18 protein-coding genes and 1 pseudogene are annotated in these 19,181 nt (G+C 53.0%); 2 read left to right on the top strand and 17 right to left on the bottom strand.

The genetic code is table 11. The features are described 5' to 3' along the window. Nucleotides 1-108: 108 nt before the first annotated feature. On the top strand, nt 109-981 hold the full coding sequence (gene proC, locus SBI19_RS27310; RefSeq protein WP_317972689.1) for a pyrroline-5-carboxylate reductase: 873 nt from the start codon (nt 109-111) through the stop codon (nt 979-981). Beyond that, nucleotides 978-1,247 (top strand): annotated as a pseudogene (gene mtnW, locus SBI19_RS27305) (2,3-diketo-5-methylthiopentyl-1-phosphate enolase); the annotation flags it as partial. The gene proC and the pseudogene mtnW, both read left to right, overlap by 4 nt. Nucleotides 1,248-1,337: 90 nt before the next feature. Here the strand turns inward: mtnW and fur are convergent. The 17 genes from fur to SBI19_RS27220 form a co-directional block, all read right to left on the bottom strand. Then, a complete protein-coding gene (fur, locus tag SBI19_RS27300; RefSeq protein WP_317972688.1) occupies nt 1,338-1,823 on the bottom strand; it encodes a ferric iron uptake transcriptional regulator in 486 nt (161 codons plus the stop codon). Between the two features lie 115 nt (nt 1,824-1,938). Then, on the bottom strand, nt 1,939-2,658 hold the full coding sequence (locus SBI19_RS27295) for a DnaD domain-containing protein (RefSeq protein WP_317972687.1): 720 nt from the start codon (nt 2,656-2,658) through the stop codon (nt 1,939-1,941). Nucleotides 2,659-2,696: 38 nt separating this feature from the next. Next, a complete protein-coding gene (gene asnS, locus SBI19_RS27290; protein ID WP_317972686.1) occupies nt 2,697-3,998 on the bottom strand; it encodes an asparagine--tRNA ligase in 1,302 nt (433 codons plus the stop codon). Between the two features lie 73 nt (nt 3,999-4,071). After that, the gene (locus SBI19_RS27285) at nt 4,072-5,286 is read right to left on the bottom strand and encodes an acetate/propionate family kinase (RefSeq protein ID WP_317972685.1); all 1,215 of its coding nucleotides are present in this window, start codon (nt 5,284-5,286) and stop codon (nt 4,072-4,074) included. Continuing rightward, the gene (locus SBI19_RS27280) at nt 5,283-6,155 is read right to left on the bottom strand and encodes a 3-hydroxyacyl-CoA dehydrogenase family protein (RefSeq protein ID WP_317972684.1); all 873 of its coding nucleotides are present in this window, start codon (nt 6,153-6,155) and stop codon (nt 5,283-5,285) included. Before SBI19_RS27280 ends, SBI19_RS27285 begins: the two co-directional genes overlap by 4 nt. 173 nt (nt 6,156-6,328) lie before the next feature. Next, nucleotides 6,329-7,843, bottom strand: a complete 1,515-nt coding sequence (locus SBI19_RS27275; protein WP_317972683.1) for an AAA family ATPase — start codon at nt 7,841-7,843, stop codon at nt 6,329-6,331. Next, entirely contained in the window at nt 7,827-8,372 is a 546-nt protein-coding gene (locus SBI19_RS27270) for a hypothetical protein (RefSeq protein ID WP_317972682.1), read from the bottom strand. Before SBI19_RS27270 ends, SBI19_RS27275 begins: the two co-directional genes overlap by 17 nt. 205 nt (nt 8,373-8,577) lie before the next feature. Next, nucleotides 8,578-9,111, bottom strand: a complete 534-nt coding sequence (locus SBI19_RS27265) for a cell wall elongation regulator TseB-like domain-containing protein (RefSeq protein WP_317972681.1) — start codon at nt 9,109-9,111, stop codon at nt 8,578-8,580. Between the two features lie 3 nt (nt 9,112-9,114). Continuing rightward, entirely contained in the window at nt 9,115-10,407 is a 1,293-nt protein-coding gene (locus SBI19_RS27260) for an amidohydrolase (RefSeq protein ID WP_317972680.1), read from the bottom strand. Continuing rightward, nucleotides 10,400-11,047 (bottom strand): redox-sensing transcriptional repressor Rex, encoded by a 648-nt coding sequence (locus SBI19_RS27255; RefSeq protein ID WP_317972679.1) that lies wholly within the window; start codon nt 11,045-11,047, stop codon nt 10,400-10,402. The genes SBI19_RS27260 and SBI19_RS27255 overlap by 8 nt, the downstream gene beginning before the upstream one ends. Then, the gene (gene dinG / locus SBI19_RS27250) at nt 11,044-13,920 is read right to left on the bottom strand and encodes an ATP-dependent DNA helicase DinG (RefSeq protein ID WP_317972678.1); all 2,877 of its coding nucleotides are present in this window, start codon (nt 13,918-13,920) and stop codon (nt 11,044-11,046) included. The genes SBI19_RS27255 and dinG overlap by 4 nt, the downstream gene beginning before the upstream one ends. A 29-nt stretch (nt 13,921-13,949) precedes the next feature. Continuing rightward, nucleotides 13,950-14,687, bottom strand: a complete 738-nt coding sequence (locus tag SBI19_RS27245) for a hypothetical protein (RefSeq protein ID WP_317972677.1) — start codon at nt 14,685-14,687, stop codon at nt 13,950-13,952. Nucleotides 14,688-14,851: 164 nt separating this feature from the next. Continuing rightward, nucleotides 14,852-15,235, bottom strand: a complete 384-nt coding sequence (gene panD / locus SBI19_RS27240) for an aspartate 1-decarboxylase (protein WP_191203128.1) — start codon at nt 15,233-15,235, stop codon at nt 14,852-14,854. Then, a complete protein-coding gene (gene panC, locus SBI19_RS27235; protein WP_483312344.1) occupies nt 15,228-16,118 on the bottom strand; it encodes a pantoate--beta-alanine ligase in 891 nt (296 codons plus the stop codon). Before panC ends, panD begins: the two co-directional genes overlap by 8 nt. Next, nucleotides 16,118-17,017, bottom strand: coding sequence for a 3-methyl-2-oxobutanoate hydroxymethyltransferase (gene panB, locus SBI19_RS27230; RefSeq protein ID WP_317972675.1), 900 nt, complete (start codon nt 17,015-17,017; stop codon nt 16,118-16,120). Before panB ends, panC begins: the two co-directional genes overlap by 1 nt. Nucleotides 17,018-17,678: 661 nt before the next feature. Continuing rightward, a complete protein-coding gene (locus SBI19_RS27225; protein WP_317972674.1) occupies nt 17,679-18,656 on the bottom strand; it encodes a biotin--[acetyl-CoA-carboxylase] ligase in 978 nt (325 codons plus the stop codon). Next, the coding region (locus SBI19_RS27220) for an HD domain-containing protein (RefSeq protein WP_483312343.1) at nt 18,637-19,181 on the bottom strand (545 nt) is incomplete at its 5' end. The genes SBI19_RS27225 and SBI19_RS27220, both read right to left, overlap by 20 nt.

Genomic DNA, 19,181 nt, shown 5'->3' with positions numbered 1-19,181 from the left:
GCAACGGATTCGACCTTGTATCGTCATACAGGTTGATCCGTTGTATTTGGTACAAGATAAAGAAAAGAGCTATCAATTGATAATGACTAAGAGGGAGGCATCATTACAATGAATACATCTTCCACCCCAACAGCGCTCGGATCGATGCGGCTGTGCTTCTATGGTGCAGGCTCAATGGCGGAGGCGATCGTTCGAGGCCTGATCGGTCAAGAACTGACGGCTCCTTCGAATATCGGAATGTTGAATCGGAGCAATGCCGAGCGCCTGACGGAGCTTAATGAACGTTATGGCGTCGTTACAGCAGGTGATGATGCTGCGAAGCTCGACATGGTGCGAAACGCGGACATTATTTTCCTCGCCCCTAAGCCGAAGGATGCTGCTGGTGTGCTGGAGCAGCTCCGCGACGTCCTCTCCCCTAACCAACTGATCGTCAGTGTGATCGCAGGTCTCTCCATCCGCACAATTGAACAGCTGCTTGGCCGCCCTATGGCGATCGTACGCACGATGCCGAATACATCCAGCACGATTGGTCTTGGCGCAACCGGCATCAGCTATTCGGAATCGGTCACGCAAGAGCAGCGCACGATGTCCGAAGCGATGTTCCAAGCGGTTGGCCTGACAGCAGTCGTGGACGAACCGCTTCTTGATGTCGTAACCGGCGTGTCCGGCAGCGGTCCTGCCTACATCTATTACATGATGGAGTCGATGATTGCAGGAGGCGTTAAGCTTGGTCTGACGGCCGAGGCTGCACGTGAGCTGACCGTACAGACGGTGTTAGGCGCTGCCGAGATGGTACGTATTACGGGCGAGCAGCCTGCTGATCTTCGCCGCAAAGTGACGTCGCCGAATGGCACGACACAAGCCGCGCTTGAAACGTTGGACGCGCATCAGTTCTCGACCGGCGTTGAACGTGCTGTCGCTCGTGCTGCCGAACGTGCTGGCGAGCTGGGCGCCGACATTGAGCGGAGCGCATTGAAATAAACGAATACTGCATCGCAACTTATCGCTGCTACGACGATAAGGCTGATATTGCTAAGAAGGCGCAAGGAATTACTGTCGGCCTGACGGTTGACGGCTGGATCGAGCTTCCTGAAGCGAAGAAGGCTGCGATGGAGAAACATTTGGGCAGGGTTATTTCGGTTGAAGTCCATGAGCCTATGGATGCTGCTGGTCGGCGATTCGCAGATTTACGGATCGATTATCCAGACGTAAATTTCAGCCGCGATATCCGTGCCCTTCTTGTTACGGGTTTATCATTGTTTCTTGATAACATAAAAAACGACCTGTTCCATCGTAAGATGGATCAGGTCGTTGCTTGTATAAGAGAATAAGTAAATTTACGCCGAAGCCGATACCGCCTTCTGACGCTTGCACTCCTTGTTCCGGCAGTGACGGAAGTGGCCGGTGAAATCAAGCCGATGGTCCGTTACACGGAACCCATATTCACGCTGCAGCCGCTCTTCAAGCTCCAGCAGCCAGTCGTCCTTGATCTCCTTAAGCGCACCGCACGTATGGCAGATCAAATGGTGATGCATATGTTCATGATCTTCACTGCGCAGGTCAAACCGAGCGCTGCCGTCCCCGAAGTTCATTTTCTCCACAATATGAAGTTCCGTCAACAGCTCCAACGTCCGATAGACGGTAGCAAGACCAATCTCCGGATACCGGGCCTTAACGAGCATAAATACTTCCTCTGCGCTCAAATGATCCTGTTCGTTCTCAAGCAGGACGCGCAGTGTAATTTCACGTTGAACCGTAAGCTTATAGCCCTTGGCGGTCATCTGCCGATTAATTTTTTCGATTTCTGCTTCAATTGCCAGCATACCGACACACCCTTTCCACCTTCTCAACTCCGAATGAAAAGGTTTACTTTTATAATAATTATAATCTAATCGTAATACAAATGACCGTCAGATGCAATTGAAAGTTCTGACTGCGCTAGGAGCGTCCGCCTCTGAACTTCTGTGAATGCGCGCGAGCTTCATCTGCATTCGTTACCCGGTTACGGCTCCACTCGAGCAGGATACGATCGATATAGCGGAAATGCAGCTTGCCTGCGAACACTGCTTCCTTCAGCGCAAAACGAATAATATCGTCGGAATACCGGTCTTGATCGAGCCAAGCCGCGATCGTCTCGCATTCCATCGGCGACAGAGGACGGCCGAACTCTTGCTCGAACACACTGAACAGGTTGTCCCCGGAAGGCTCGACAGTCCCGCCATCAGCAGCCGGCGCAGAAGACGTTGCCGCTTGACGGTTCGCCAAAGATGCTGCGGCGCCTGCTTCTCGCTTCATTGCCGCAGCCTGCTGACCCGCGCGAAGCAGCCAGCTTGTCCAATCGTACCGCTCGGAGCGGATGCCCGTCATCGGATCGGCATCTTCTTCGATCGTCAGCATTCCCTCTTTCATTAATTTGCGGAGAGAATAAACCACTTCCGTAACCGGCTTGCCCATTCGCTCAGCCAGCTGCTCCGGCGTCGGGAATCCGATCCCTTCCGCATCGCGATACGCCATCAGCTGAAACAGCAGCAGCACATCGGCTTCCTCTAACCCAAGCACACGATAAGTGCGGAGCAAAACGGAGGGGATAAATACCCCTCCGCCGCTCATTGCATCGCTTAATCCTCTTGCATAAGCTTTCCAAATCTCGTCTTTCAACCGTGTCCCTCCCCAGAAGCGCTATTACAATGTTAATGCTAAGGATACAGACGGTAAAGCGTACGCGGAAACGCAATCGTCTCCCTGACATGCTCCAATCCGCAAATCCATGCGACCGTCCGCTCGAGGCCAAGCCCGAAGCCCGAATGAGGCACGGTGCCATAACGACGCAAATCCATATACCAAGCGTACGCTTCCTCGGACAGCTCGTGCTCTTGGAAACGTTGGGCCATCAGCTCAGGGTCATCAATCCGTTGAGAACCGCCAATAATCTCGCCATAGCCTTCCGGTGCAATCATGTCAGCGCACAGCACCACTTCCGGCCGCGTAGGATCCGGCTTCATATAGAATGCCTTAAACGACGCCGGATAATGGGTAATAAACACTGGGCGATCGAATTTCTCGGCGATAGCCGTCTCGTGTGGTGCACCAAAATCTTCGCCCCAAGGCAGATCGAATCCTTCTTTATGCAGCAGCTCAATCGCATCGTCATACGTGATACGCGGGAATGGCGCCTGCACCTGCTCCAACTTCGATACATCGCGCCCAATGGTCTCAAGCTCTGTACGACAGTTCGCAACAACGGACTGCACCACGAACGAAATGAACTGCTCCTGCACCTGCAGATTCTGCTCATGATCGACGAATGCCATCTCCGGCTCGATCATCCAGAACTCAATAAGGTGGCGGCGCGTCTTCGATTTCTCGGCGCGGAACGTCGGACCGAACGAGTATACTTTGCCAAGCGCCATCGCTGCCGCTTCCATATACAGCTGACCGCTCTGCGTCAGATAAGCATCTTCATCAAAATATTTGGTATGGAACAGATTCGTCGTTCCTTCGCAAGAGGACGGCGTGAGCACCGGCGGGTCAACGAGCGTAAAGCCGCGCTCATCGAAAAACTGTTGGATGGCGCGAATGATCTGCGCGCGTACGACCATGATCGCACGCTGCTTCGGCGAACGAAGCCATAGATGACGGCGATCCATCAGGAAGTCGATGCCGTGCTCCTTCGGCGTGATCGGATAGTCTTCCGTAACCTGAATCGTCTCGATGCCTGTCACCGTCAGCTCGTAGCCAGACGGACTGCGCGGTTCCTCGCGCACGATCCCTGTCACATAGAGCGAACTCTCTTGTGTCAGCTTCTGCGCTGCCGTCCAGGTCTCTTCATCCACTTCGCTCTTCGCGAGCACCCCTTGGATGAAACCGGAACCATCGCGAAGCTTCAGAAACTGGATTTTGCCGCTGGATCGTTTGCCCTGCAGCCAGCTGCCGATCACAACCGTCTCGCCGACTTTGCCTGCCACATCCCGAATCGTCGTCAAGCTGCTCGTTTGCATACAACCGCCCTCTTCCTCGAACTTAATAGTCATTCTAGCAATGATCTACTTCCTATATTTACCGCGTTATCGCTTAATTATAATCGGATGACTCGCGAATAATTGCATATGTATCTCTAGCGATCAGAAGTTCCTCGTTCGTCGGGACAACAAGAACCGTAATACGAGAGTTATCTGTCGAGATACGGCGCGTGACCTTGCTGCGCTCGCTGTTGCGCTCCTCATCAAGCTCTACGCCGAGGAACGTCAGCCCCTCGCACACCGCTTTCCGCAGCACAACCGAATTTTCCCCTACGCCAGCTGTGAAAATAATCGTATCCAATCCATTCATCGCTGCAGCATACGCGCCGATATATTTGCGAATTCGGTACGTGTACATGTCAAAAGCGAGCTTGGCGTTCTTGTCGCCATCGTTCATCGCATCCGTAATCTCACGCATGTCGCTCGACAGTCCGCTGATTGCCTGCAATCCGCTATGTTTGTTAAGCATCGAGTTCACTTCGCTGACGCTTAGATCCTCCTTGTTCATCACGTAAGGAACAACCGCCGGATCCAAGTCGCCGCTGCGTGTACCCATCATCAGACCTTCGAGCGGCGTCATCCCCATGCTCGTATCGAACGACTTGCCGTCCTTAATCGCTGTGCAGCTTGCTCCGTTGCCGATATGGCAGGATACCATGCTGAGTGTATTCAGCGGTTTGTTCAGAAACTCAGCCGCCTGCGCGCTGACATATGCGTGCGAAGTACCGTGGAAGCCATAACGGCGCACTTTGTGACGGCGGTACAGCACCATCGGGATCGCATATAGATACGACTGCTGCGGCATCGTCTGATGGAATGCAGTGTCGAAGACGACCACCTGCGGAACCTCTGGCAGATTCTCCTCCACAGCCAGAATCCCCATCATGTGCGCCGGATTATGCAGCGGAGCAAGATCGAACAACTTGCGAATTTCGCCTTTCACATCGCTCGTCACAAGAGCAGACTGCTTAAACGATTCACCGCCATGGACGACGCGATGGCCGACGGCGTGAATCTCATCGATGCGGCTGATGACGCCATGCTTGGCATCTGTCAGCAGATCAAGCACACGACGGACTGCCGTCGTATGCTCTAGTATTTCAATTACGCTTTTCACCTCCGGCTTGTCGGCAGGCTCATGCGTTACGATCGAGGAATCCATCCCGATCCGCTCCACACGCCCACTGGCGAGCACGGATTCATCGGTCATATCATACAACTGATACTTCAGCGACGAGCTTCCTGCATTGATGACGAGTACTTTCATGTCCGATCGCCGTCCTTATCGTATTTGAAGAAACCAATGCCTGTTTTGACGCCTAGGTGGCCAGCGCGAACCATCTTCTTAAGCACGATCGATGGGCGGTATTTGAGCTCGCCATATTCGCGGAACATACGCTCCAGCGCAGCGAGTACAGAATCAAGGCCGAAACGGTCCGCCATTTCGAATGGACCATATTGGAACGAATAACCGATACGCATGGCACTGTCGATATCTTCAACCGAAGCAACGCCTTCTTCCAGCACATGCAGCGCTTCATTGATGAACAGACAAATAAGACGCGTCGTAACGAAGCCAGGCGATTCGAACACCATGACGCCTTTCTTATTCGTTACCACTTCGATAAACTGTTTCGTTCGCTCGAATGTAGCATCCGACGTCTGCAAGCCGCGCACGATTTCGACAAGGTCATTTTTTGTAACCGGATAGACAAAATGCATACCGATAACACGTTCCGGACGAGCCGTAACGCTTGCAAGCTCGGTCAAGCTTAATGTGGACGTATTGCTGGCGAGAATCACTTCAGGTCCGCATACCCGGTCAAGCTCCTCGAAGATCGCTTTCTTCGCTTCCAGCTCTTCCGTGATCGTCTCGATCACGAATTCGCAACCAGCAAGCTCATCGATGCCTTTCATCGGATGCAAGCGGTTCAGCACCTGCTTCTTCTCTGCCTGCGTAAGCGCCCACTTCTCAATCTGTTTATCCAAGCTTAGTTCAATCTGTGCGATGGCTGCCGCCAGCTTGTCCTCCGATTGATCGACGAGATAGACATCCAATCCTTTAAATGCGAGCATCTCCGCAATGCCCTGTCCCATCGTACCAATTCCGATTACGCCTGCTTTACGTACTGTCATCTGTGTCTCCTCCGCTCCAACTGCTGTACTAGTCCGCAATGAGTGCCTGTTTCTCGCTCGTAATACCACTTGCCCTATAAGTACAGATCTATCTCTATGTACCTTCATTATAACTTTATTTTATACAAATAAGAAGGCAGACGGATTGTCTGCCTTCATTTTGTCATACTTGTTCAAACGGCTGCGGCTGGGACAGATTCGCGAAGCAAATCGCGGAATCGGCTGCCATCCACCACTTCTTCACGAACGAGAATATCGAGTGCATATTCGAACGCATGAAGCTGCTCTTGCAGCATCGACTTCGTTTGCTGCAGCAAATCATCCAGCATACCCGAAGCGAGCGTTGACAGCTTCTCTGGCGTCAGCATGCCCGGATCGATAATGCCAAGCTCGGTAAGGCCGCACTCCGCCATCGTACGCACCATATTGATCGCTTGATCGAAGTCGCCTTTGGAACCGGTACTGCGATTGCCGTAGAAAATCTCTTCGGCTGCCGCACCACCTAATGCGATACGAATCTGACCTTCGAGATAGTCCTTCGTATAGAGGTAACGCTCACGCTGCGGCTGATGACGCACATAACCGAGCGCTTGACCACGTGGAGAGAGCGTTACGTTCGCCACGCTGCCGGGAGCCACAAGCTCTGCAACGATCGCATGGCCCAGCTCATGTCGTGCTACACGCACACGTTCCTCATCTGTCGTCTCACGGTCCGTTTTCTCGCCCATCATGACTTTATCGATCGCCGACGTCAGATGCGAGCGGCCAATGACCTCGGAGCTCTCGCGCATCGCATAGATCGCCGCTTCATTCATCACGCTCTCCAGCTGCGCGCCGGAGAAGCCGAACGTTTCTGCCGCCGTGCGATCGAGCAGCTCGACGGATTCCAACGGTTTATTTTTTGCATGAATTTGCAAAATATGCAGTCTGCCCTTCACATCAGGCAGATCGACTCCGATATGGCGGTCGAAACGTCCTGGACGGAGCAGCGCCGGATCAAGCATTTCCTTGCGGTTCGTTGCTGCCATAATGAGAATGCGAGGCGTCTCGGACGTATGAATGCCATCCATCTCCGTCAGCAGCTGGTTAAGCGTCTGGTCATACTCGCGCTGCTGACCGCCGTCCCGCTTGCCGCCGATAACATCAATCTCATCGATAAAAATAACAGCAGCAGATTTCCCTTGCTTAGCAGCCTTCTTCCGTGCCTCTGAGAACAAATCGCGGATACGACTTGCGCCGACGCCGACATACATCTCGACGAATTCAGAACCCGACGCAGCCATGAATACCGAATCCGTATACTGCGCCGCCGCTTTCGCAAGCAGCGTCTTGCCTGTGCCTGGAGGGCCTGTCAACAGAATGCCTTTGAGCGGACGAATACCAAGACGTGCGATTTCTTCCTTCTTCACGAGAAAATCGAGTGCCTCAATAAGCTCGCGTTTCGCCCGCTCCTGTCCACCGATTTGTTCGAACGTCAAGACTTGAGTCGGCAATGTCTTCTTCGCCTGTGTGCCGCGCGAGGAAGCCGCAAGCGGCCCCTGGCCCTTAAGCTTCGCAGCATAGGCGAGTCCGAACACGATCCCGCCCACTATAGCAAACGGCAGCAAGTTCACGCCGATGTACAACAGGAACACAATGAGGGACACAGCGGCGCCGATCCCTATCTCAAGTTTATATTTGCGAAGCATTGTTCCACACCTCCATGGTTGCCGGCGTACGCGGCAGGATGATGTATTTGAAAGCCTCACCTTTGTGAAGTGTTACATATACGTTTGCATCGTCCATCTCTGTATCGACAGTCAGACCCGCATGCTCTGCCGCCAACTTATCCAGCGCAGCCGGAATTTGCGAATAAGTCTTCGTTTCCATGGCTTGCGCGACATCAAACAAAACCGTCGACCACAGCTTGTCCAATTCATCGCTGCTCACGGCGCCTGTAACATCAAGCTTCAGCTCGCGTCCCTTCAATACGGAAGCGCCATCGGTCAGCAATTGATCATATACGGTACGCAAATTCGCGCCTTCATCCAGCGTAAGCGAAACGTTAGCAGCACCGTTATTGAAACTCGATGTCGATTCCACGACATCAGGCAGCTTGCTTATCGCCTTCTCAAGCGGTCCTTTGACCGCGAATTGATCATACGTATACCAGCCACCGAACAACAAGCCGACACCGACTGCAACCGACACGAGTGCAGGAATCAATCGAATTCGCATCGTATGACCTCCTATATAAGTAAATTTATCATCGATCAACTCATCCTAAAGTCTCGCAATCTATATCAATCAATGATTCGTTTGCCTCATTTGCTATACGATGAGTATATCACAACTGATATACGAATGAGCGGTGTAATAAAAGGAAACGCCGCCAGATGAGAACCTGGCGGCGTCATTACCATTCGTATTCGATCGACCGTAACTACTGCGTTAATTGCTTGGCTGGCAGCTTCAATGTCTTGATAAACGTTCCGTTCTCGAAGTTGTAGAAGTCATATTCATACTTCTGCTGTCCGCCTTCGCTGCGGCTGTAGAAAGCTTCCCATACATACTGGCCTTCTACAATGCCCGGCTTAATATGCTTAATGTCAGCGTCCGGCTTGGTCTGCAGCAGCGAATTGCGAATTTGCTGCTTGCTGACGGCATTCGACGCGGGAATCGTCTCGGTTCCGTTGTCGCGAAGCCATACATACAGCTCTTGTCCGTCCGCTGTCTTACCTTCGACGACCCATACCGTCTCATCCCATACGTACTTCTCCGTGCTATCCACTTCGGACAAAGCGGCTGCCTCAATCGCTTGCTGCTTCGCCTGCGCCTCAGCCGACCAAATGCCTTTGAAAATCGTATTGTACCACATGCCTAGCCCTGCAATGACCGCAAGCAGCAGGACGAGCGAAAGCGCCGTCCACCGCTTCGGATTCATGAAAGGAGCACGTTTCTTTCTCGTAGCGCGCATGGATTACAGCAGCCTTTCGAATGCGGCTTGTGCTTCTCGATAGATGCGCTCTTCATCCAGCGTCAAGCATTCGCCCTTGCGGACGGTTTGCTTGCCATCGATCCAGACATGCACAACATCGCTGCCTGAACCGGAATAAACGAGGTGCGAGATAATGTCCGTCAGCGGGAAGAAATGCGGCTTATTCAGATCAAGCGCGATAATGTCCGCTTTCTTGCCCGCTTCCAGGCTGCCGATCGAAGATTCCTGCCAGATTGCGCGTGCGCCATAGATCGTGCCGAGCTTCAGCGCTTCGATTGCTGGTACAGCGGTAGGATCGCCGGAGACGCCTTTATGAATGAGGCCCGCAAGACGAATCTCATCGAACGTGCTCAGGTTATTGTTGCTTGCAGCGCCGTCCGTGCCAAGCGAAACGGTTACGCCTGCGCGCAGAAGATCCGGCACGCGTGCAACACCGCTTGCTAACTTCAAGTTGCTTGCCGCATTATGCGAGATCGCAACGCCGCGTTCTGCCAGCAGCGCGATTTCTTCATCGTTGAGATGCACCGCATGCGCAAGCAGCGTCGGGCGACCGAACACACCAAGCTTATCGAGATGTTCAACGGGTCTAGCGCCATAGTCGCGCACATTCTGTTCCACTTCTGCCGCCGTCTCCGACATATGCGTATGAATCGGAACGTTCAGCTCGTGCGATGCTTGAACGAAGCGCTCGATGAACGCAGGTCCGCATGTATATGGAGCATGAGGCGACAGCATCGTCGCAATTCGGCCGTCGGCCTTGCCGTTCCAATCACGTGCGAAGTTGTAAGCCTCGTTGAATTTCGCGTCAAGCTCTTCAGGCGAACCGAAGCCGATAACGCCGCGTGCGAGAACGCCGCGAAGGCCCGATTGCTCTACAACGCCAGCAATGATGTGCGTACGGTCGTACATATCAACGAAAGCCGTCGTCCCCGTCTTGAGCATCTCCAACTGCGCAAGCGCCGAGCCCCAATGCGCGGAGTTATCGTCAAACTTCGCTTCGAGCGGCCAGATTTTATCCTGCAGCCATGTTTGCAGCACCATATCGTCAGCAAATCCGCGCAGCAGCGTCATCGGCGTGTGGCCGTGCGTATTGATCAAACCGGGCATAAAGACAAGTCCTTCGCCGCCTACAATCTCCGTTCCTTCGGAAACTTGCGGTTCCTGCTCCCCTATGTATGCGATGCGATCATCGATGACATGCAGGAATCCGCGAACTATCGGCTGTGCATCGTTCATTGTGACGAACAAGCCGTTCTTAATCAGCCATTCACTCATCGCGCTCTAACCTCTCTTTTTCAATGTAATAAGCCAAGCTCAACAGCTCCGTCGTAAAATTCGCATGATGAATGCGAACGTCTTCTGGCACTTTCAGAATGGCAGGTGCGAAGTTCAGGATCCCGTCAATGCCGGAGGCAACCAACTCGTTGGCTACATTCTGAGCTTCGCTTGCCGGTACGGTTATGATGCCGATCCGGATATGCTGATCTTGAATCACCTGCCGCAGCGCATCCATGGGCTGGACGGTAAGTCCGTTAATCTTCGTGCCGATCTTGGTGGGGCTCGCATCGAATACAGCCGTAATCTGGACGTTATCCTTCAAGTACGTATTATAATTGCACAGCGCATGTCCAAGATTACCTGCACCGATCAGCGCCGCATAATGCGTTGTATCAAGGTTCAGAATTTGACGGATCTTCTCGATCAAATAATTGACGTCATAGCCGATCCCCTTGCGCCCGAACTCGCCAAAATAAGCAAGATCTTTCCGAATTTGCGCCGGATTTAAATCCAGCTTCTGGCCAAGCTCCTGCGAGGAAACGGTCTGCACCTCGCGGATGCTCAGCTCATTCAGCACCTGCAAATAGATCGGAAGCCGTCTGACGACCGCCTCCGATATTTTCAACTGCTGCTTCATGACTGCACCCCTTCCTGCTCGGTGCCCAGCCACTCGCGCATTCGCGGAACAATCTGCTCCGTGTGCATATGCTCGATTTTTGGTCCGGGTAACGAGTACAGAAAATATTTGCCGTAGTACGTTTCCAATACACGCGTATCATAGATGAGTACAATGCCGCGGTCCTTCGCAGAACGTACGAGTCGTCCGAACCCTTGCTTGAATCGGATGACAGCCTGCGGGATCGACAGCTTCATGAATGGATTCTGCTTCTGTGCCAGCAGCAGCTCCGACTTCGCCTCCACAAGCGGGTGGTTAGGCGGTTGGAACGGAAGCCTCACGATCGCAAGACAGGTCAGTGCATCCCCCGGGATGTCGACGCCTTCCCAGAAGCTGCTCGTACCGAGCAGAACGGAGGCGCTCTGCTGCCGGAATCTGCGTGTCAGCTTGCTTCGGTTGCTGCTGTCGACCCCTTGCCCGAGCACTTGAATCTGATGCTGCTCCAGCGCTTCCTTGAGCGGGTCATACACTTGACGGAGCATTCGGTAGGATGTGAATAACACCAGCATTCTGCCGCCCAATAGAACAGCTGAATCGGTAAGCGACTTCACCAGCAAGCTTACAAAGTTCTGATCACTGCCAGCGCCCTTGAGCTGCGGGAAATTTCGCGGGATGATGACAAGCGCCTGCTCACGGTAATTGAATGGAGACGGCAGTTGAACGGTTGTCAGCTTGCCAGCTTCTTCGAGACCATCTAAGCCCAGCTGCTCGCTTGCATATTGGAACGACTTCTGCACCGACAAAGTCGCTGACGTTAGAATGACGCTTTTCTTCGCTTCGAAGAGATGCGTCCTCAGCTGCTCGCTGACATCAGCGGGCACTGCGTTCAATTGCAGCGATTTGGACTTGAATTGCGCGGTCGCTTCCATCCAGTATACCGTATCTCGCTTATCTGCGCGAACGAACACCCGCATATCGTCACGAATCCGTGCCAAGTCCTTGACCGCGCCGTTCAAGTCGGTAACGAGATTGACAATGGGCGTATCGTCGATTTTGTCCTTAATATCATTGAGCGTTTTCTCGAGCGTACGAACGGCCTTATTCAGGTCTGCGTAAATATTGTTCTCCGTATCCGTAATCGTCGACCATCCCGTAGGATGTTCATTCGGACGAATGCGGAATACCGACTGACCATTTTCGGTCTGCGCTGCGGGCGCTCCGCCGGTCGCCCCCATCAGCGTATACATGTGCTCGAACATTTTGTCCCAATCTTCACGTATGCCGGTGAATGATTTGCTCAGTTCATCTAGCGTCTCAATCCATGCGGGTACGCCAGACTCCGATTCGCCGTGCAGCAGCGCAATCAATTGGCTGAGAAGACCGCCTCCCCGGCTGTCCTTCACTAAGCGGTTAAACGGATGCACCAATGAAAAATATGATAATTGCAATCCCAGGTGCTTGCTCGCCACTTCCTCCAAATGATGCGCCTCGTCAACGACAAGATGTTCATAGCCCGGCAGCAGCCGATGCTCTGCTTGAATATCTGTAAAGACAAGCGAATGGTTCGTAATGACGACATCCGCAATGTTCGCTTCATGTTTCGCTCGGTGGTAGAAGCAGCGTCTGAACCAAGGGCAAGCCCGGTTGAGACAAGAATCCGCATCGCTCGCAACGGTTTCCCAGAACTCCGCGCCTTTATTGCCGAAGTTCATCTCCTCCTGATCTCCTGTACCCGTTTCCCCGAGCCAAATAATCATCTGCGCAGCAGTCATCAGATCTTCATTCGGAGATACGTACTCGCGCATCCGAAGTTTCGTATCGAATTTGCGCAGACAGATGTAGTTGCCGCGCCCCTTGAAGATGGCTGCCCGGAACGGGAATGGCGCTACTTCATGCAGCAATGGAATGTCGCGCTGCCGCAGCTGCTCCTGCAGGTTGATCGTATGCGTACTGACGACGATCTTCTTATTTTCCTTCACACCGTAAAATAACGAAGGCAGCAAATACCCGAGCGATTTGCCCGTACCTGTACCCGCTTCAATGAGCAGATGGCGTTCATTATCAAGCGCTTGATGCACTTCGTCGAACATAATCGATTGTGCTTCACGTTCCTCATAGTCCGGCATCATCGCGCGGAAGCGGTCACGAACACCATCCATATACTGCGTGAACGTCATTTGGCTAATGGCTTCTTCATCCATGTCTTCCCGTGCCGGCTTTAGCTCTGCCCAGTCCGATGTTTTCATTGCCAGCTGGTTGAAATACACATGGGACTGCAGATCGATCGAGGTCTCACGTTCCTTCTGCTGAAGCGTGGACTGGATGAGCCAGCTCAGATCATCGTATCCGTTGAACAGTTCCCCTAGCCGCTGCAGACTAAGCAGCGGCAGCTCCTGCAGCTTGTGCATGCATGCAGCGAACAACAGCGATGTCGCTTCCGCATCGCTGTCGGCTTGATGCGCCCGCTCGTGCGTAATGCCGAACGCTTCCGATACTGCTCCCAGCTGATACGATGGCAGTGTCGGATACAACATGCGCAGCAGATCGACGGTATCAAGTCTGCGGCCTGTAAACGGGCTATACCCGCAGCGATCCAGCTCGCGATTCAGGAAGTGGGCGTCGAAGCCGACATTGTGCGCCACAAGAATCGCGTCTCCGAGCAGCTTGACGACCTCTGGCATTACATCCTCCAATACGGGAGCATCCTTCACCATCTCATCGGTAATGCCGGTGAGGCCCGTAATGAACGGAGGTATCGCTTTAGCTGGTCGCACGAAGGAGCTGAACGTATCTGCTACGCTCAGCTCCTCGTTTAGCACGACGATTCCGATTTGAATAATCTCGTCGTCGGCTTGATGGCCTGTCGTTTCCAAATCGAGTATGGCAAATCTCATCGAAAGTTCCAAGTCCTCTCCTAACTCTACTAGCGAATCAACTCTGCGCTTCCGAAGCGAAGCGACAATGAACCGTTTCGTTCCTTGCAGCATTTTAAATTAATTAATGAATCAGCAAAGCTTGGATCAGCTTCGTGCGCTTTAAGAAAGAATTGCTCTGCAAGCTCCAAATTCATATGCACCGCTTGAATGCACCCGAGAGCATTATAACCGATTGCGCGCCATTTGGCATGGTCCGTGAGCGATATTAGAATTTGGAAATGCTGCTCCGCATCGACCCATCGCTGCATATGCATCAGGGTCATAGCCATGAACAGGTGTGCGAGCTGGCAATCAGGCGATATATTGATTGCCTTATGAAGCTCATCCTCCGCATGACCGAACATGTGAAGCTTGAAATACCCTTGCCCTCTCGAAATGAAAACAGCGGTATCGGACGGAAAGCTCCATTGTTCCTGCTCCTTGGCGGCTTCAGACGGCACAACCGCTTGCGAAGCTTGAACTTCCTTGGATGCAGCAGCAGCCGCTGCGGCAAATGGCGCCGTCGGCTGCGCGACGGATGGTGCTGGCTGGATCTTCAAATCATCGTAGAAGTCAGCCAGCTTCTCCTCGAACAGCAGCCAATGCTCGACAATGGAATCGCTCATCGCTTTAAGCACATCCAGCTGCTTATTGAGGTGGTCACGCTTCGCGCCGGAAACGCGCGGATACAGCTGCTTAATTTCGTCCAACTTGTCGTTCATCGTCGCGAACAGATGCGCAAACATAACGGCACCCGCCTTTACGTAAGAATGAGTGTAGAACGATACCGGTCGATGGTAAATGGATAAGGACAACTCGTGATTGACACTTTTGTTTGACCGGTTGTTAAGCTCATTCTTTGTTACGGGAGCTCATTTCATACTGCAACCCAGCCTTTACACAACGCTGGTTACAATATAACGGAATGAATCTCCTGGTCGAGCGATTGGAGCTGCTCGTTATTCTCATCAAGAATAACAATTGTTGGTTTGTAACGGCGCGCTTCCTCTTCCGTCATCATGGCATAAGAAATAATAATGACTTTGTCTCCAGGCTGAACCAGTCGAGCGGCCGCGCCGTTCAAGCAAATCACGCCAGAGCCTCTAGGCCCTTTGATGACATAAGTCTCCAGTCGTGCGCCATTGTTATTGTTCACGATCTGCACTTTCTCGTTCTCCCACAGATTGCCTGCGTCCATCAAATCCTCGTCGATCGTAATGCTTCCGACGTAGTTAAGATTTGCTTCTGTGACGGTCGCGCGGTGCAGCTTCGATTTCATCATCGTTCTAAACATCGATTGTCACCTCCGAAAAGCTCAAAATCCGATTGTCGATTAGACGTGTGCGCCCGAATTTCACCGCAACCGCCAGCAGCAGTTCGCCATGAATGTCAGCTAGCAGCTGCGTCGGCGCAAGCGGCGTTAAATTCGGATAAGCCAGCAATTCCACGTAATCAATATCTGCCAGCGGAGATCGGCGGATATGATTAGACACTTCATCAATCAGGCCTTGCACCGTCATTGAAGCTGTCTCGCCGATACTTTTCGCTTTGCTAAGCGACTGCGATAGAACCAGCGCCTGCGAACGTTCCTCCGCGCTTAGATAAACGTTGCGCGAGCTCAGGGCCAAGCCGTCAGGTTCGCGTACGATATCGCATGGAACGATCTTGATTGGCATATCGAGATCATCCGTCATCCGACGAATGACGGCTACCTGCTGCGCATCCTTCATGCCGAAGTAGGCACGCTGCGGCTGCACGAGGTTGAACAGCTTGCTCACGACTACGCCTACGCCATCAAAGTGGCCTGGACGCGAAGCGCCGCACAGTCGATCCGTTACTACGTCAACCGTAAGACGAGTAAGCGGCTTCGACGGATACATCTCTTCCACCGTTGGCAGAAAAGCAATATCAGCGCCATTCGTCTCTGCGAGCGCAAGATCGCGCTGCTCGTCGCGTGGATAACGATCGAAATCTTCATTCGGACCAAATTGAAGCGGATTTACAAAAATGCTCAAAACCGTAATATCGCACTCCGCAACGGAACGGCGAATGAGACTTGCATGGCCTTCGTGCAAATACCCCATCGTCGGAACGAAGCCAGTCGTTATGCCCGGCTGCTGTTTTCTTCGTTCTTCCAGCGCTTGTCGCAGCTGTTGTTTGGTTCGGCAAATCGTAATCATGTCGTCTGCTTCCTCTCCTGTTCCTTCGATTCATTGCCCTGCGTGCTGCCTGAACCGTAGAGGTGAGGCAATACGATGGTGCCAGGCTCCAGCTGGAACGTATGCTTCTCTTCTGGGAAAGCGCCCGACTTTACTTCGGAAACATATTCGCCGATCGCATTGCGAATCGTCGTACCGATATCCGCATACGTCTTCACGAAACGCTTCTCGCGATACGGCGAAGAATATTGCAATATATCATGAAAAACAAGAACTTGACCGTCACAGCCGCGTCCGGCGCCGATTCCGATCGTCGGAATGGACAGCTCTTTGCTGATCGCTTCCGCAATCGGCTCTGTCACAAGCTCTAAGACGATCGAGAATGCACCGGCAGCTTCAAGCGCCTTCGCGTCGCGAAGCAGCTGCTCAGCCTCTTGCTCTAATTTCCCTTGAATTTTATAGCCGCCGATCTGGTGGATCGATTGAGGTGTCAAGCCGAGATGTCCCATTACAGGTACACCTGCATGTACGAGCGCTTGTACCTCTTCTGCGATATCGGCGCCGCCTTCCATCTTCACGGCGTTCGCTAATCCCTCCTGCAGCAATCTTGCTGCATTCCGAAGCGTCGCTTCGCGACCGATGCGATAAGTCATGAATGGCATATCCGCAACGACGAACGTATTCGGTGCTCCTCTGCGAACCGCACGCGTATGGTACACCATATCGTCGAGCGTCACCGGAATTGTCGTATCGTAGCCGAGTACGGCATTGCCCAGTGAATCGCCGACAAGGATGACGTCGATTCCCGCTTCCTCTGCCAATTTGGACGACGGAAAGTCGTAAGCGGTCAGAACGGAAATCTTGTTGCGATCCTGTTTCATTTTCTTCATCTTCGTGATCGTTAACGGTTGTGCCATGATTCGCTTCATCCCCTTTAAAGTATAGGATAAACACAAAAAAACCTTTTAGCCGCCGCTAAAAAGGTCCCTAACGATAAAGGAACATGTTACATAATGCTTCCTTCTGTCTCGGTCCCTAACGGCTCAGAGCAGAGTGCGCAGTTGCCTTACTGTGCGTGTTCAAAAAGTTCGGTTGTCAGCATCGAGAAGATTGCGAGAACCTGAACAGCTTATGCTTTCGAAGCAGTTATTTGCTCGCAGGTAGTAGCACTTGAAGTATCGCAAATAACTTCAGGAGGAACGGAGTGTAGGCTAACCCTACATAATACAAGGTTTCCAGCGGAAACCTGCATCGGAAGCATAATCCCCGGACTCCGAAGGTGAACGCAAGCTTCGACGTCGAATTTACTTCCTGACTTACTTCGTGATCACAAGCGGACTTTTTGAACTACCTCTTAATGGCAATTCGTGGCTAAACTCCGTACATGGTCGCAAGTGCAATTCCAAGCGGATACCGCCTCGCGTACCACGATTATAGCAAATAAAAAGGATGGCGTAAATTTAGGCCGCAAGATTTAGGCCATCCAGTCTACCGCAAAGAAGCTTAATAGGCTTTCGTGTCTATAACTACACATTGAGCAATTATTTTGACGATATTGTATCTTTTTGAACAAGCTTTCTATTGTTCCTTCGGCTGCCCCATCTCGCCTGAGAATACAAGCTTGACATCGCCGTTTTCCAATTGAAGCTGAATCGCTCCGCTGTCATGCAGACCGATCGCTCGACCCGACAAATCGCCCTGCGGTGTCTGGATCGTAACGTTCTTATGGAGCGATACGGAGAGTGCTTCCCACAGTGTGCCGATAGGACCGAAGCCTTCCTTCAAGTACAGATCATACAGCTGCTCCCACTCCAGCATGAAATCAGCGATTACAACCTCTCGGGAGAACTTGCGGCCTGCCGCAATGGAGAGCGAGGTCGCTCGAGCAAACAGCTCCTCCGGGTAGTCGGATGGATCCAAATTCACGCTAATGCCTGTGCCGGCGACTATGTATTTGATCCGTTCGTCTTCTGCTGCGGACTCGAGAAGAATACCGCTGATCTTCCGTCCGTCAATGAGCAGATCGTTGGGCCACTTGATGCCAATCTCCAGCTCGGTCGTTCTGCGCAGACTTCGGCATAACGCCACTGCCGTAAGAAGAGTCAATTGCGGTGCGCAGTGGATTGGCGTGCTTGGCCGCAGAATGGTGCTCATCCAGATGCCCTTCGTATAAGGCGACACCCACGAGCGTCCCATTCGACCGCGTCCATTCTGCTGCCGCTCCGCAATGACGAGCGCACCTTCCGGCGCACCTGCTATTGCCCAGCGCTGCGCTTCGTTCTGCGTAGTGTCGACTTCATCGAGCAGCCGAATCTCACGTGCGAACCGCTGCGTCTTGAGCAGCTCGTTCAGCTTCTCCAACGATAGAGGCTCCGGCTTGAATACAAGCCGGTAGCCTAGCTTGCGGGATGCTTCAATGACGTAGCCCTGATCTTCCAGCTTGCGAATCTGCTTCCAGACCGCCGTTCGGCTAACGTTCAGCGCTCGGCTGATTGCTTCGCCGGACACATATTGTCCCTGCTCCTGATCGAGCAGCTCAAGAATGGTGTTCGCCATTGTTCATCCGTTCCTCTTCCATAGTTTGCGCGAGCGTCAGAAGCGCTTCCCGCTCGTTCCGTACATCCCCTAGAGCAGCTGCGCGCAACAGCGCATTCAGCAGCTCGCCTGTGCGGGGACCTGGCTTCATGCCAAGGCTTGTCCCGAGATCTCCGCCATTCACCGCCAACTGGCGAACCGTCGTGCACGGCATCGCAGCGAGATGTGAGGCAAGCGATTCAAGGGAGTCAAGCGACAGCGGCATGCCGCCGAGCTCGCCATGTGCGGCGGCATAGACGCGCACGATGCGCAGCCATGCCTCGGCGGCTTCTGTGCCGAGGCGCAGCACCGCGTCGACCCATTGGGCGCGGTGCGGGGCGGTTGACTGCGATGCAGCCGAAGGCGCTAGCAGGGATTGCGTCGGCTCTGATGGCGCAATCTCTGCTGCCTGAGGCGGCAGAGCCGTTGTGCGCGATGCCGCAGGTAAAAGCGAGGACGGAGATGACGCCGGTTCTTCAGGCGCCATCTTCGCTGCCTGAGGCGGCA

The organism is Paenibacillus sp. CCS19 (genome assembly GCF_033239625.1).
Lineage (GTDB): Bacteria > Bacillota > Bacilli > Paenibacillales > Paenibacillaceae > Paenibacillus_T.
Note: the sequence above shows the minus strand (reverse complement) of the source record. Positions and strands in the feature narration are given on the sequence as shown.

Coding starts and splice junctions, on each gene's coding strand:
- SBI19_RS27280 (WP_317972684.1), bottom strand. CDS start 6,155: ATGACAGTACGTAAAGCAGGCGTAATCGGAATTGGTACGATGGGACAG.
- dinG (WP_317972678.1), bottom strand. CDS start 13,920: ATGAGATTTGCCATACTCGATTTGGAAACGACAGGCCATCAAGCCGAC.
- SBI19_RS27265 (WP_317972681.1), bottom strand. CDS start 9,111: ATGCGCGCTACGAGAAAGAAACGTGCTCCTTTCATGAATCCGAAGCGG.
- proC (WP_317972689.1), top strand. CDS start 109: ATGAATACATCTTCCACCCCAACAGCGCTCGGATCGATGCGGCTGTGC.
- SBI19_RS27275 (WP_317972683.1), bottom strand. CDS start 7,843: ATGCTTCGCAAATATAAACTTGAGATAGGGATCGGCGCCGCTGTGTCC.
- asnS (WP_317972686.1), bottom strand. CDS start 3,998: ATGCAAACGAGCAGCTTGACGACGATTCGGGATGTGGCAGGCAAAGTC.
- SBI19_RS27285 (WP_317972685.1), bottom strand. CDS start 5,286: ATGAAAGTACTCGTCATCAATGCAGGAAGCTCGTCGCTGAAGTATCAG.
- SBI19_RS27270 (WP_317972682.1), bottom strand. CDS start 8,372: ATGCGAATTCGATTGATTCCTGCACTCGTGTCGGTTGCAGTCGGTGTC.
- SBI19_RS27260 (WP_317972680.1), bottom strand. CDS start 10,407: ATGAGTGAATGGCTGATTAAGAACGGCTTGTTCGTCACAATGAACGAT.
- panD (WP_191203128.1), bottom strand. CDS start 15,235: ATGTTTAGAACGATGATGAAATCGAAGCTGCACCGCGCGACCGTCACA.
- panB (WP_317972675.1), bottom strand. CDS start 17,017: ATGGCACAACCGTTAACGATCACGAAGATGAAGAAAATGAAACAGGAT.
- fur (WP_317972688.1), bottom strand. CDS start 1,823: ATGCTGGCAATTGAAGCAGAAATCGAAAAAATTAATCGGCAGATGACC.
- SBI19_RS27225 (WP_317972674.1), bottom strand. CDS start 18,656: ATGGCGAACACCATTCTTGAGCTGCTCGATCAGGAGCAGGGACAATAT.
- SBI19_RS27255 (WP_317972679.1), bottom strand. CDS start 11,047: ATGAAGCAGCAGTTGAAAATATCGGAGGCGGTCGTCAGACGGCTTCCG.
- SBI19_RS27245 (WP_317972677.1), bottom strand. CDS start 14,687: ATGTTTGCGCATCTGTTCGCGACGATGAACGACAAGTTGGACGAAATT.